The organism is Pseudomonas sp. S2_E01 (genome assembly GCF_054668365.1).
Window position 1 is genome coordinate 4,139,611 of sequence record NZ_CP162762.1, and the last position, 13,273, is coordinate 4,152,883.

A 13,273-nucleotide genomic window follows, 5' to 3' on the forward strand; every position below is an offset into this window, starting at 1 on the left:
TTTACCTATGGATATTCAACAGCTCTGGATCAACATTCAGGACCTCTGGGGAGCGCTCGACCAGCACCCGCTCCTGCGTTCGGGCCTCGGCCTGCTGACGTTGCTGGTGGTGGCACTGGTCCTCGGACGAGTGGCGCGCTACCTGATTCTGCATGCAACCAAAATGCTCGCGCGCCAACCGGCCTTGCACTGGGTCAGCGACTTTTTGCAGAACAAGGTGTTTCATCGCCTGGCCCAGATGACGCCGCCGCTGGTGATCCAGTTCGGCCTGCACCTGGTGCCGGAATTGGGCAAGACCAGCCTGACCTTCCTCGGCAACGTCGCGCTGGCATTCACCATTCTCTTCATGATGCTGGCCCTCAGTGCCCTGCTCAACGCACTGCTGGACATCTACGCCCGCACCGAACACGCCCGCACCCGCTCGATCAAGGGCTACGTGCAACTGGCGAAAATGGTCTTGTACGTGTTCGGCGCGATCATCATCGTCGCCACGCTCATCGACCGCTCGCCGCTGTTGCTGCTGTCGGGCCTGGGTGCCATGTCGGCGGTGATCCTGTTGGTCTACAAGGACACGCTGCTGTCCTTCGTCGCCAGCGTACAACTGACCAGCAACGACATGTTGCGCGTCGGCGACTGGATCGAGATGCCGCAGGTCGGCGCCGATGGTGATGTGGTGGACATCACCCTGCACACCGTCAAGGTGCAGAACTTCGACAAAACCATCGTCTCCATCCCCACCTGGCGCCTGATGTCCGAGTCATTCCGCAACTGGCGCGGCATGCAGCAATCCGGAGGTCGCCGAATCAAGCGCAGCCTGTTCATCGATGCCAGCGGCGTACGTTTCATCCGCGACGACGAAGAACAAAAACTCTCCCAGGTGCACCTGCTGACCGACTACATCAATCGAAAACAAGCCGAACTCAAGGCCTGGAACGAGGCTCAGGGCAACGTCGCGGCCATGTCGGCCAACCGCCGGCGCATGACCAACATCGGTACATTCCGCGCGTACGCATTAGCGTATTTGAAAAGCCACCCGGAGGTTGCGCCAAACATGACCTGCATGGTGCGCCAACTGCAGACCACGGCCCAGGGCATCCCGCTGGAAATCTATTGCTTCACCCGCACCACGGTGTGGGCAGATTACGAGCGGATTCAGGGGGATATTTTCGACTACCTGCTGGCGGTGCTGCCGGAATTTGGCTTGAGCCTGTATCAGCAGCCCAGTGGTGGGGATCTAAGGGCCGGGTTGTTGCCGGCGGTGTTGGGGGCGAGTCATCTTCCTGAGCCTGAAAAACACTTGATGTAAAACTCAGTCCCCTTGTGGGAGCGGGCTTGCTCGCGAAAGCGATGTATCAGCCAACACAAATGTTGGATCTGAAGTCGCAATCGCGGGCAAGCCCGCTCCCACAGTTGGTTCAGTGTGCAGTGGCAGTTTTGCGTATCCCCAACCGACTGATCCACACCGCAGCCAATATCACCGTCCCGCCCAACAACAGCCGCCCGAGTTCCTCATGCTGATTCCAGATCAGCAGATTCATCAACAGCCCTACGGGCACGTGCAGGTTGTTCATCACCGCCAGCGTGCCGCCATTGACCATGCAGGCGCCCTTGTTCCACCAATACAGGCCCAGCGCGGTGGAGACCAGGCCGAGGAAAATAAGCACGGTCCATTGCAAGGGGGCTTCGGGCAGGAAGTTCTGTTTGCCGAACAGCAAGAACGCCGGCAATGCCACCGCCAGGGCGCCGAGGTAGAAATAACCGAAACGCCGGTAGTGCGGCAGGTCGCTGGGGTGGCGTGCCACCAGGTGTTTGTACAACACTTGGCCCGCCGCGTAAGTGAAGTTGGCCAATTGCAGCAACAGGAACCCCATGAAGAAGTCCGGGTTGATGCGGTCATAGCGAATCACTGCAGCGCCCGCGACCGCGACCAATGCGGCAATCAGAGCCCAGGGATTGAAGCGTCGATTGAGCGCGTCTTCAATCAAGGTCACGTGAAGCGGCGTCAGGATAGTGAACAGCAGCACTTCCGGAACCGTCAGCACCCGGAAGCTCAGGTACAGGCAGACGTAGGTCACGCCGAACTGCAACGCCCCGATCAGCAGCATGCCGCGCATGAAGGCTGGCTCCACCGAGCGCCAGCGTGTCAGGGGAATGAATACCAGCCCTGCCAGCAGCACCCGGATCAGCACCGCAAAGTAACTGTCGACGTGCCCGGCCAGATATTCGCCGATCAAGCTGAAGGAAAACGCCTGGATCAGCGTGACAAAAAGTAGATAGCCCATGTTCGCCTCATTTGGAATGGCGGCGACGATAGCGGGTTTTGCCCTGAAGTTGTAGGAGCGAGCTTGCTCGCGATGGCGGTGTATCAGCAAATCAAAATTGCCTGACACGCCGTCATCGCGAGCAAGCTCGCTCCTACAGAGGGTTGGGGTGCTCACAAAATCCCAGGCAAAAAAAAGCCCGATCTCGCTAAGCGTTCAATCGGGCGGTAGCACTCAGGAGCAAAAAGTGCAAAGGGAGGTTCGATGCGCGTGAAACCTTGAAGGGGGATTCGCCAGGTCACTAGACCATCCGGTGATTATCTGGCGATTAACGGCTCAGGCCACCTGGGCCAGCTTGGCGTTGGCCTGGTTCAAGCCTTTCTCCTGGAAGTCGCCCCCCAGATTCATGCCTTCGGCGTGGATGAAGGTCACGTCATGGATGCCGATGAAGCCCATCACCTGACGCAGGTACGGTTCCTGATGATCGGCCGGGCCACCGGCGTAGATCCCGCCGCGAGCCGTCAACACATAGGCACGCTTGCCGCTGAGCAGGCCTTGCGGGCCAGTCTCGGTGTATTTGAAGGTCACGCCGGCACGCAGCACATGGTCGAGCCAGGCCTTGAGAGTGCTCGGGATCGCGAAGTTATACATCGGCGCGGCCAGCACCAGTACGTCGGCGGCCAGCACTTCATCGGTCAGCTCGTTGGAGCGTTCCAGGGAAGCTTGTTCGATCTCGTTGCGCTGCTCGGCCGATTTCATCCAACCACCCAGCAGGTTGATGTCCAGGTGCGGCACCGGGTTGATGGCCAGGTCGCGGACGGTGATCTCATCCTGCGGGTGCGCGGCTTTCCACTGGCTGATGAAAGTCTGGGTCAGCTGACGGGATACCGAGTCTTGCTGGCGGGCGCTGCTTTCGATGATCAGAACGCGGGACATGGGATGTAGCCTCCATCTGAGAATGCTGTAAGTCGATGGAGTGAAGGTTAAACAGAGTCATATCGATGAAAAAGCGCAAATATCTGCTACAACCCATCAATAAATTCGTTTATAAGCTGTCCATGCCCTATGGGGACCATCGGTCCCCAGCGGAACCTGATGTTATTTCGGGGTGCAGGTGAGCTTGATGCGCATCTTGATGATGGACCGGTTGAACTTGGCGGTAGCGGTCTTGTGCTTGCCGGCGGCCACTTCGATGCTGCGGGTACGCGGCGCCTCCGGACCATTGTTGAAGACCACCTTGCAGGAGGCGTCGACGTCGCCGTAATTGTTGACCTGGATGGAGGCAATGTCGGTATCCGTGTCATTGGCGTTGTAGTCGATGCTCATGCCGTTCAGTTGTTTTTGTACGTCGATCGGGTAGGCAAACGCCGTCAACGGCAAGATCGCCAGCAGCACGAAACAGAATTTTCTCATTCGGCAGTCTCCAATAAGGGACCGCCAGCTTAGGACAAGAGGAGCTCAACATGAAAGCGCCCCGCGTGACCCTTGATCAATGGCGAACGTTGCAGGCCGTGGTCGACCACGGCGGTTTCGCCCAGGCCGCCGAAGCGCTGCACCGCTCGCAATCGTCTGTCAGCTACACCGTCGCCCGTATGCAGGATCAGCTCGGCGTGCCGCTGCTGCGTATCGATGGGCGCAAGGCCGTGCTCACCGAAGCCGGCGGGGTGCTGCTGCGCCGCTCCCGGCAACTGGTGAAACAGGCCAGCCAGCTCGAAGACCTGGCGCACCACATGGAACAGGGCTGGGAAGCGGAAGTACGGCTGGTGGTGGACGCCGCCTACCCGAGCGCACGCCTCGTCCGTGCCCTGACTGCCTTTATGCCGCAAAGCCGTGGCTGTCGAGTGCGTCTGCGCGAAGAGGTACTGTCGGGCGTAGAGGAGGTGCTGCTCGAAGGCGTGGCTGACCTGGCGATTACCAGTTTCAGTATTCCGGGTTACCTGGGGGCGGAACTGAGTGACGTCGAATTCATCGCCGTCGCCCACCCCGAGCACGCCCTGCATCGCTTGAACCGTGAATTGAGCTTCCAGGACCTGGAAAGCCAGATGCAAGTGGTGATCCGCGACTCCGGTCGCCAACAGCCGCGAGACGTCGGCTGGCTGGGTGCCGAACAGCGCTGGACCGTCGGCAGCCTGGCCACTGCCGCGACGTTTGTCAGCAGCGGCCTGGGTTTCGCCTGGTTACCACGGCACATGATCGAACGGGAACTCAAGGAAGGTTCGCTCAAGCTGCTACCGTTGGATCAGGGCGGCAGCCGTAACCCGAGCTTCTACCTGTATTCGAACAAGGACAAACCGCTGGGTCCGGCGACGCAAATCCTCATCGACCTGCTGCGCAATTTCGACACCGCGCCGCTGGACGCGCCCTTCGCCGCCCCCGAACAAGCCTGACACGGAGTGAACCGATGGCCTATTTCGAACATGAAGGTTGCCACCTGCACTATGAGGAATATGGCCACGGCGCTCCACTGCTGCTGGTCCACGGCCTGGGCTCCAGTACCCTGGACTGGGAAAAACAGATCCCGGCACTCTCGGCCCGTTATCGGGTGATCGTGCCAGACGTACGCGGTCACGGACGTTCGGACAAACCCCGCGAGCGCTACAGCATCGCCGGATTCAGCGCCGACCTGGTCGCCTTGATCGAGCATCTGGACCTCGGGCCCGTGCACTACGTGGGTCTGTCCATGGGCGGCATGATCGGTTTTCAACTGGCGGTGGACCACCCGTCATTGCTCAAGAGCCTGTGCATCGTCAACAGCGCACCCGAGGTCAAGCTGCGCAGCCGCGACGATTACTGGCAGTGGTTCAAACGCTGGAGCCTGATGCGTATGCTGAGCCTGGGCACCATCGGCAAGGCCCTTGGCGCCAAGCTGTTCCCAAAACCGGAACAAGCCCAATTGCGGCAAATGATGGCCGAGCGCTGGGCAAAAAATGACAAACATGCTTATCTCGCCAGCTTCGATGCCATCGTTGGCTGGGGTGTTCAGGAACGACTGTCAAAGGTGTCCTGTCCAACCCTCATCGTCAGCGCCGACCGTGACTACACACCGGTCGCGCTGAAAGAGAATTACGTCAAACTGCTGCCCGATGCGCGGTTGGTGGTGATCGCCGATTCGCGCCACGCCACACCGCTGGATCAACCGGAACGCTTTAACCAAACCCTGCTCGAGTTTCTCACCGCAGTCGATACCACCCCAATCAGGATCACTGACCCATGCTGAAAAAAATCGCCCTCGTAGCCGGCTCCGTTCTGTTTGCCGCCAACCTGATGGCCGCCACACCGGCCAAGGCGCCACACGTGTTGCTGGAAACCACCAACGGCCAGATCGAAATCGAACTGGACCCGGTCAAGGCGCCGATCAGTACCAAAAACTTCCTTGAGTACGTCGACAGCGGCTTCTACAACAACACGATTTTCCACCGTGTGATTCCGGGCTTCATGGTCCAGGGCGGTGGTTTCACTCAACAGATGCAGCAGAAAGAAACCAAGGCACCGATCCAGAACGAATCGAAAAACGGCCTGCACAACGTGCGTGGCACGCTGTCCATGGCACGTACTTCGAACCCGAATTCGGCCACCAGCCAGTTCTTCATCAACGTCAAGGACAACGACTTCCTGGACCAGGGTGATGGCTACGCCGTGTTTGGCAAGGTTGTGAAGGGCATGGATGTGGTCGACATCATCGTCAATTCCCCTACCACCGTGCGCGGCGGCATGAAGGATGTGCCGGCTGACCCGGTGTACATCAAGTCGGCCAAGCGCATCGATTAAGCCCCCTTTACTGTAGGAGCGAGCATGCTCGCGATGGTAGCCCAGACACCGCAGGCATCCAGACAGCCAGCGTAATCGTTGACCACCATCGCGAGGTGCTCGCTCCTACAGAAGTTCCGGGAAAAGCCCTTTACCGGGCGGAGAACCAATGCTTTATCGCCGTTTTGAAAAGCTCATCGATGTCTTCCGTGACGCCCCGACGGCCACTCCGCCGGACCGTGTCTTCCCCTTCTACGTCCACTACCTCAAACAAGTCTGGCCAAGCTTCGCGGTCCTGTTGACCGTGGGCCTGTTCGGCGCCTTGATTGAAGTGGCGCTGTTCAGCTACCTGAGCCGCATCATCGACCTGGCCCAGGGCACGCCCAACGTCAATTTTTTCAAGGATCATGGCCTTGAACTGGCCTGGATGGCGGTCGTGGCGCTGATCCTGCGCCCGGTGTTCGTCGGCCTGCATGACCTGCTCGTGCACCAGACCCTGAGCCCGAGCATGACCAGCCTGATCCGCTGGCAGAACCACAGCTACGTGCTCAAGCAGAGCCTGAATTTCTTCCAGAACGACTTCGCCGGACGCATCGCCCAACGCATCATGCAAACGGGCAACTCCCTGCGCGATTCCGCCGTGCAGGCAGTCGATGCCCTGTGGCACGTGCTGATCTATGCGATCAGTTCGCTGGTGCTATTCGCCGAGGCCGACTGGCGCCTGATGATCCCGCTGCTGTGCTGGATCGCCGCCTACATCGGCGCGCTCTACTACTTCGTGCCACGGGTCAAGGAACGCTCGGTGGTATCCTCGGACGCACGCTCCCAACTCATGGGCCGCATCGTCGACGGCTACACCAACATCACCACGCTGAAGCTGTTCGCCCACACCAACTACGAACAGCAATACGCCCGGGAAGCCATTGACGAACAGACGGTCAAGGCACAGCTCGCCGGGCGTGTGGTCACCAGCATGGACCTGGTCGTCACCAGTCTCAACGGCCTGCTGATCGTTACCACCACCGGCCTCGCCCTGTGGTTATGGACGCAGTCACTGATCACCGTCGGCGCGATCGCCCTGGCTACCGGCCTGGTAATCCGCATCGTCAACATGTCCGGCTGGATCATGTGGGTGGTCACCGGCATCTTCGAAAACATCGGCATGGTCCAGGACGGTTTGCAGAGTATCTCGCAACCGATCGCCGTAACCGACCGCGACGACGCCAAGCCGCTGGTCGTGCCGCGCGGCGAAGTGCGCTTCGAGCAGGTGGACTTCCACTACGGTAAACAGAAAGGGGTCATTGGCGGCCTCAACCTGACGATCAAGGCCGGTGAGAAAATCGGCCTGATCGGCCCGTCCGGTGCGGGTAAGTCCACGCTGGTCAACCTGCTGCTGCGTCTCTACGACGTAGAGGGCGGGCGCATCCTGATCGATGGCCAGAACATCGCCGAGGTCGATCAGGAAAGCCTGCGCGCGCGTATCGGCATGATCACCCAGGACACCTCGCTGCTGCACCGCTCGATCCGCGACAACCTGCTTTATGGCAAGCCCGATGCCACCGATGCGCAGTTGTGGGAAGCGGTGCACAAGGCCCGCGCGGACGAGTTCATCCCGTTGCTTTCAGACGCCGAAGGCCGAACAGGCTTCGATGCCCATGTCGGTGAACGGGGGGTCAAGCTTTCCGGAGGCCAGCGCCAACGGATCGCCATCGCCCGGGTGCTGCTCAAGGATGCGCCAATCCTGATCATGGACGAAGCCACATCGGCGCTGGATTCGGAGGTCGAAGCCGCGATCCAGGAAAGCCTGGAAACCCTGATGCAAGGCAAGACCGTGATCGCCATCGCCCACCGCCTCTCGACCATCGCCCGCATGGACCGCCTGGTGGTACTGGAGAAAGGCCGCATTGCCGAAACCGGCACCCATGCCGAACTGCTGGCCCATGGCGGGTTGTATGCGCGGTTGTGGCAGCACCAGACGGGTGGGTTTGTGGGGATTGACTGATCTCGTAGGACACCGCAATCCACTGTAGGAGCGGGCTTGCCCGCGATTGCGGTGGGTCATTGAACAGAATCGTTGACTGATACACCGTAATCGCGGGCAAGCCCGCTCCTACAGGGCTCCTCGCCCGACCAAATAAACCGCCACAGCCCGCCAACCGCGGGGCCTGGCGGTTTTTTTATGGCCGCTGGAAATCCGCATAAATCGTGCTGTACTCACCACAGGTTCTGGAGATGAACCTGTCGTAAGTCTGCAGGATGCATTACTCGATACAGTCTCGATAGCACGCTATCAAGGACACGCTCATGTCTCTGTTCAAACGTTCAGTCACTGAGTTGTTAGGTACGTTCTGGCTGGTGTTGGGGGGTTGCGGCAGTGCGGTGTTGGCCGCGTCTTCTCCGCTGGGCATCGGGGTGCTGGGCGTAGCCCTGGCGTTTGGCCTCACAGTGCTGACCATGGCCTTCGCGATCGGCCACATTTCCGGCTGCCACCTGAACCCCGCCGTGTCGGTGGGCCTCACCGTGGGTGGCCGGTTTCCCGCACGGGAATTGCCGGCCTACATCATTGCCCAAGTCATCGGTGCGATCATCGCTGCCGGCTTGATCTACTACATTGCCAGCGGCAAGGAAGGTTTCGACCTCTCTGCCGGCCTCGCTTCCAATGGGTACGGCGAACATTCCCCCGGCAAGTACTCGATGGCCGCAGGGTTTGTCTGCGAGTTGGTGATGACGGCGATGTTCGTGCTGATCATCCTCGGCGCCACCGACAAACGCGCACCGGCCGGGCTGGCACCGATTGCCATTGGCCTGGCCCTGACACTGATCCACCTGATCTCGATTCCCGTCACCAACACTTCCGTCAACCCGGCCCGCAGCACCGGCCCGGCATTGATTGTCGGCGGCTGGGCCATCGCGCAGTTGTGGATGTTCTGGGTGGCGCCGCTGCTCGGCGCGGTCATGGGTGGCGTGACGTATCGATGGCTGGGTAAAGAAGATTCCTGAACCCCGGGCGAGGATCAGCCTTGTCGATAGGGCAAGGCAGACCTCGCCTCCTCGGCATAGGCCAATACGCCAAGGCGCTCCTGTTGCAGGAAATCCTTGACCGCGGCTTTCAGGCCCGGATGACGAAGGTAATGCCAGGAATGGGTGATCACCGGCTCGAAGCCGCGGATCAACTTGTGTTCACCCTGGGCTCCAGCGTCAAAACGTTGAAAGCCGTTTGCGATCGCGTAGTCCATGCCTTGATAGAAGCAGGTCTCGAAATGCAGGCGGTCGAACTCCGCCAGGCAGCCCCAATAACGTCCGTAAAAACTGTCCCCCCCCACCAGGCTGAAGGCCATGGCCACCGGCCGTGAGCCCTGTTTGGCCAACACCACGCGAATCGCCTCCGGCATGCGCTCGGCCAGCAGACTGAAAAATTCCCGGGTCAGATAAGGCCTTTGCCTACGCACCGCGTAGGTGTTGGCGTAGCAGGCATAGATGAAATCCCACTGCGCCTCATCCAGCTCCCGACCTTCCAGCCACTCGAAGTCGAAACCCTGCCCTGCCACTTGCTCGCGCTCCTTGCGCATCTGCTTGCGCTTACGCGAACTGAGCACGTCGAGGAAGTCCTGGAAATCGCCATAACCGCGATTCTGCCAGTGGTACTGGCAGCCAATGCGTTGCAACCACCCGGATTGCTCGGCCAGTGCGGCGTCGGTGAACGGGTCGGTGAAATTGATGTGCGCACTGCCAAGCCCTTCGATTTCCAGGTAACCGGGCAGGCTCTTGAGCAACTCAAAACCGTCTTCGACCGACCCCGCCAGCAGGCGCGGACCGCTGACCGGGCTGAAGGGCACAGCGGTCAACAACTTCGGGTAATAGTCGATGCCGGCCCGCTCGCAAGCGTCCGCCCAGGCGTGATCGAACACGTACTCGCCGTAGGAATGCCACTTGCGATAACTGGGCAATGCGGCAATCAGCCGCTCACCGTCCATGTGCAGCAAATGCTCGGGCTGCCATCCCGAATGAGGACCGACACTGCCACTGTCCTCCAGTGAGCTGAGAAAGGCATGGCGCAGAAACGGCTGACTCTCCGGCACCAGAGCGTCCCAGGTAGGCGGGGCTATTTCAGACAGTTTTTGCAGACGTTTCAACGGCATCAAATCCTCTCCACTTCGCGGGCCAGAGCCTCGCAAGTATCGCTTATCGGCACTCATTCCACACCTCGCGATCGAGCGACAAAGGCGCTGAAGCAAAGTTCAAAAAGCCCACAAAACGTCATCGAGACGCCATCACATTGCCACTGCTTTGTCATAAACCATCGCGATACTGGCGCCAGTTTTTAGAGCGCCGGGTTCTAACCCGGTCACTGTTTTCCGTCCTTCAACGGTCGGTTGTGCCCTGGATGACCCGATCATCCTCTCTCACCCTTCGGAGATTGATATGCGTCTTGCTTCCACGAAAACTGCGGCAGCCCTGTGTGGCGGCCTGCTGTTGGCCATGAGTGTACCGGCCAGCGCCGCAGTCGACGCCAAACTGCTGGACATGCTCAAGGCTAACGGTTCGATTACCAATGCCCAGTACAGCGAATTGCAAGCCGAACTGGCCCGTGATCAGAAAGAACAGCAGATCGCTCGCCAGGCTCAGCAAGAGACCAACGAGCAGATCGCCGCGACCGCAAAGAAAACCAACGAGCTGAGCTCCTTCGACCAGAAACTGGCGTGGGCAGCCAAGACCCAGTTCAAGGGTGACGTACGTTTCCGTCAGGAAACCGTGAAGAACGACGGCGTTTCCAACTCCGGTGACCAGGACCGTCAGCGTATCCGTGTACGCCTGGGTGCCTACACCGAGATCAACCCGCAAGTCGATACCGGTATCCGTATCGCCACCGGTAGCGACAACGATCCACGCTCGACCAACCAGAGCCTGGACAACAACTTCACCAAGAAAGACATCTGGCTGGATCAGGGTTACGTCGACTACCACCCGGACGCCATCAAGAACCTGCACCTCGTAGCGGGCAAGATGCCGCAGCAATGGGTGAGCATGGGCGACATCATCTGGGATAGCGACATCAGCCCGGAAGGCCTGTCGGCTTCCTACAAATACCCGCTGGGCGGCAGCACCGAGCTGTTCGGCAGCGCCGGTCACTACACCCTAAAGGACAACGTCGACGGCGACGGCAAACAGTTCCGTCACGACCTGCGCCTGTACGCCGGCCAGTTGGGTGCACGCTTTGCGATCACCGACAACCTGAAAATGACCCTGGGCGGCAGTATCTACGCCTACGACAACGACAACGACATCAGCAACACCTGTACTGCCAACAGCTGCCGCCTGGCCATCAACGGCAACACCGCGAACGAACAGTTCAAGTTGTACGAAGGCTTCGGCCAACTGGACATCGGCGGTCTGCCAATGCCACTGTCGCTGTACGGCCAGGTGGTCAACAACAAAGACGCCAGCAACGATCAGGACATGGGCTGGCTGGTCGGCGCCAAGACCAAGGTCTACGGCTTCGGTATCGACTACAACTACCGCGACGTACAGCGTAACGCCGTGGTGGGTGCTTTCACCGACTCGGACTTCGCCAACGGTTTCACCGGTTCGCGCGGCAGCAAGCTGAAAGTGAGCTACGACCTGGACAAGAACTTTGCCCTGGGCGCGACGTACTTCATGGCTGATTCGGACTACACCAACGCCACGCTGCGGGACTCGAAGATCAACACCCTGCAACTGGATGCTGAAGCGAAGTTCTGATACCCGCTCCACGACTCGGGCAAGGAAGCCCGAGGCGCATCTTACAACCTGGCGTTGCCGTATCGGTCCCCATCATCCGTCCGATACAGCAGCGCCAGGTTTTTTGCGTTTGGCCCAAACGATCACAGCTTGCGCAAAATCACACTACCAATCGAATAACCGGCACCAAATGAGCTGAGCACTGCCAGCGAGCCGGAGGCCAGGTCGTCCTGGTTTTTGTGGAACGAAATCACCGAACCTGCGGAACTGGTGTTGGCATAGGTGTCGAGGATCACCGGAGCTTCCTGTTCGGTGGCGTCGCGGCCCAGCAGCTTCTTGACGATCAGGTGGTTCATGCTCAGGTTGGCCTGGTGCAGCCAGAAGCGCTTCACATCCGCGACATTGAGCTGGTTCTCGGCAAGGTGCTGGCCAATCAGCTCGGCCACCATCGGGCAGACTTCCTTGAACACCTTGCGACCTTCCTGCACGAACAGTTTGTCCCGGGTGCCGATGCCCTCTTCGGCGGCGCGGTTAAGGAAGCCGAAGTTGTTGCGAATATTGTTGGAGAACTTGGTCAGCAGCTTGGTGCTGACGATGTCGAACTGATACGGGGACGTAGCCAGGTCAGCCCGTTCGATGATCACTGCGGTGGCGGCGTCGCCGAAGATGAAGTGGCTGTCGCGGTCACGGAAGTTCAGGTGACCGGTGCACACTTCCGGGTTGACCATCAGGATCGCCCGGGCCTGGCCCAACTGGATGCTGTTGGCAGCGGCCTGGATACCAAAAGTGGCCGAGGAACAGGCCACGTTCATGTCGAAACCGAAACCTTCGATGCCCAGCGCTTCCTGAACTTCGATGGCGATGGCCGGATAGGCCCGTTGCAGGTTGGAGCAGGCGACGATCACGCCGTCAATGTCGGCAGCAGTCTTGCCGGCGCGTTGCAAGGCTTGCTCGGCAGCACCGATCGCCATCTGGCACAGCACCGACCACTCGTCATTCGAGCGTTCCGGCAGACGGGGCGTCATGCGTTGCGGGTCGAGGATGCCTTCCTTGTCCATGACAAAGCGGCTTTTGATCCCGGAGGCTTTTTCGATGAAGGCGGCGCTGGATTCGGTCAACGCCTGGATTTCGCCGCGGGCGATGGCGTCTGCGTTGTCCGCGTTGAATTGCGCGACGTAAGCATTGAAAGACTGCACCAGCTCTTCGTTGGAAATGCTGTTGGCCGGGGTATACAGGCCGGTGCCGCTGATGACGACGTTATGCATGGTCGTTTCTCGAAATTGATTCAGGCAGAAAGCATTGGCACCGACGTACCAATACATAAAGGGTCTATTCCCCTCCAGGGGACGCAAACCTGGCATCGCTTTATTCCGACATCCGACCCGTGCGAAGGCACTGGGTCACGAAACCGGCGTTTATGGTCGCGAAGTTTGCCATAAATGGCAGGTTTTGGCGTGTTTTGCCGGTAACCCGCCAAACACCAGCCCTGTAGGAGCGAGCTTGCTCGCGATGGGCGTGAGAACACCGCGGGGTGTCAGGCTTCCCGT

11 protein-coding genes and 1 pseudogene are annotated in these 13,273 nt (G+C 59.6%); 7 read left to right on the forward strand and 5 right to left on the reverse strand.

Annotated elements, in window-relative coordinates; genetic code table 11:
* Positions 1-7: 7 nt before the first annotated feature.
* Positions 8-1,306 carry a mechanosensitive ion channel family protein gene (locus AB4O36_RS19205; RefSeq protein WP_460117243.1) on the forward strand — a complete coding sequence of 433 codons (1,299 nt, stop codon included), beginning with the start codon at positions 8-10 and terminating at the stop codon, positions 1,304-1,306.
* A 109-nt stretch (positions 1,307-1,415) separates the two neighbouring features.
* On the opposite strand, the gene AB4O36_RS19210 is transcribed toward AB4O36_RS19205, so the two are convergent.
* The 3 genes from AB4O36_RS19210 to AB4O36_RS19220 all read right to left on the reverse strand — a co-directional run bounded on the left by AB4O36_RS19210 (position 1,416) and on the right by AB4O36_RS19220 (position 3,674).
* Positions 1,416-2,282 (reverse strand): carboxylate/amino acid/amine transporter, encoded by an 867-nt coding sequence (locus AB4O36_RS19210; protein ID WP_460140026.1) that lies wholly within the window; start codon positions 2,280-2,282, stop codon positions 1,416-1,418.
* A gap of 315 nt (positions 2,283-2,597) precedes the next feature.
* The gene (locus tag AB4O36_RS19215) at positions 2,598-3,197 is read right to left on the reverse strand and encodes an FMN-dependent NADH-azoreductase (protein WP_460117245.1); all 600 of its coding nucleotides are present in this window, start codon (positions 3,195-3,197) and stop codon (positions 2,598-2,600) included.
* Between the two features lie 162 nt (positions 3,198-3,359).
* Complete coding sequence (locus AB4O36_RS19220; RefSeq protein WP_460117246.1) at positions 3,360-3,674, reverse strand: 3-phosphoglycerate kinase; 315 nt, start codon at positions 3,672-3,674, stop codon at positions 3,360-3,362.
* 50 nt (positions 3,675-3,724) lie between these two features.
* On the opposite strand from AB4O36_RS19220, the gene AB4O36_RS19225 reads away from it, so the two are divergent.
* The 5 genes and pseudogenes from AB4O36_RS19225 (at position 3,725) to aqpZ (ending at position 9,008) form a co-directional block, all read left to right on the forward strand.
* Positions 3,725-4,648, forward strand: coding sequence for a LysR family transcriptional regulator (locus tag AB4O36_RS19225; protein ID WP_460117247.1), 924 nt, complete (start codon positions 3,725-3,727; stop codon positions 4,646-4,648).
* 14 nt (positions 4,649-4,662) lie between these two features.
* A pseudogene (locus AB4O36_RS19230) lies at positions 4,663-5,468 on the forward strand (alpha/beta fold hydrolase).
* 3 nt (positions 5,469-5,471) lie between these two features.
* Entirely contained in the window at positions 5,472-6,029 is a 558-nt protein-coding gene (locus tag AB4O36_RS19235; protein ID WP_368557584.1) for a peptidylprolyl isomerase, read from the forward strand.
* Between the two features lie 148 nt (positions 6,030-6,177).
* Positions 6,178-8,010, forward strand: coding sequence for an ABC transporter ATP-binding protein (locus tag AB4O36_RS19240; RefSeq protein ID WP_460140027.1), 1,833 nt, complete (start codon positions 6,178-6,180; stop codon positions 8,008-8,010).
* 302 nt (positions 8,011-8,312) lie between these two features.
* The gene (aqpZ, locus tag AB4O36_RS19245; RefSeq protein WP_460117249.1) at positions 8,313-9,008 is read left to right on the forward strand and encodes an aquaporin Z; all 696 of its coding nucleotides are present in this window, start codon (positions 8,313-8,315) and stop codon (positions 9,006-9,008) included.
* 14 nt (positions 9,009-9,022) lie between these two features.
* Here aqpZ and AB4O36_RS19250 read toward each other — a convergent pair whose 3' ends face one another.
* A complete protein-coding gene (locus AB4O36_RS19250; protein WP_460140028.1) occupies positions 9,023-10,147 on the reverse strand; it encodes a GNAT family N-acetyltransferase in 1,125 nt (374 codons plus the stop codon).
* A 283-nt stretch (positions 10,148-10,430) separates the two neighbouring features.
* Between AB4O36_RS19250 and AB4O36_RS19255 the strand changes: the two genes are divergently transcribed.
* Positions 10,431-11,747: a putative porin gene (locus tag AB4O36_RS19255; protein WP_460140029.1), complete on the forward strand. Its 1,317-nt coding sequence runs from the start codon at positions 10,431-10,433 to the stop codon at positions 11,745-11,747.
* Between the two features lie 122 nt (positions 11,748-11,869).
* Here the strand turns inward: AB4O36_RS19255 and AB4O36_RS19260 are convergent, their stop codons facing one another.
* Positions 11,870-12,991: a beta-ketoacyl-ACP synthase III gene (locus AB4O36_RS19260; RefSeq protein ID WP_460117252.1), complete on the reverse strand. Its 1,122-nt coding sequence runs from the start codon at positions 12,989-12,991 to the stop codon at positions 11,870-11,872.
* Between the last annotated feature and the right edge of the window lie 282 nt (positions 12,992-13,273).

Coding starts and splice junctions, on each gene's coding strand:
- AB4O36_RS19205 (WP_460117243.1), top strand. CDS start 8: ATGGATATTCAACAGCTCTGGATCAACATTCAGGACCTCTGGGGAGCG.
- AB4O36_RS19210 (WP_460140026.1), bottom strand. CDS start 2,282: ATGGGCTATCTACTTTTTGTCACGCTGATCCAGGCGTTTTCCTTCAGC.
- AB4O36_RS19215 (WP_460117245.1), bottom strand. CDS start 3,197: ATGTCCCGCGTTCTGATCATCGAAAGCAGCGCCCGCCAGCAAGACTCG.
- AB4O36_RS19220 (WP_460117246.1), bottom strand. CDS start 3,674: ATGAGAAAATTCTGTTTCGTGCTGCTGGCGATCTTGCCGTTGACGGCG.
- AB4O36_RS19225 (WP_460117247.1), top strand. CDS start 3,725: ATGAAAGCGCCCCGCGTGACCCTTGATCAATGGCGAACGTTGCAGGCC.
- AB4O36_RS19235 (WP_368557584.1), top strand. CDS start 5,472: ATGCTGAAAAAAATCGCCCTCGTAGCCGGCTCCGTTCTGTTTGCCGCC.
- AB4O36_RS19240 (WP_460140027.1), top strand. CDS start 6,178: ATGCTTTATCGCCGTTTTGAAAAGCTCATCGATGTCTTCCGTGACGCC.
- aqpZ (WP_460117249.1), top strand. CDS start 8,313: ATGTCTCTGTTCAAACGTTCAGTCACTGAGTTGTTAGGTACGTTCTGG.
- AB4O36_RS19250 (WP_460140028.1), bottom strand. CDS start 10,147: ATGCCGTTGAAACGTCTGCAAAAACTGTCTGAAATAGCCCCGCCTACC.
- AB4O36_RS19255 (WP_460140029.1), top strand. CDS start 10,431: ATGCGTCTTGCTTCCACGAAAACTGCGGCAGCCCTGTGTGGCGGCCTG.
- AB4O36_RS19260 (WP_460117252.1), bottom strand. CDS start 12,991: ATGCATAACGTCGTCATCAGCGGCACCGGCCTGTATACCCCGGCCAAC.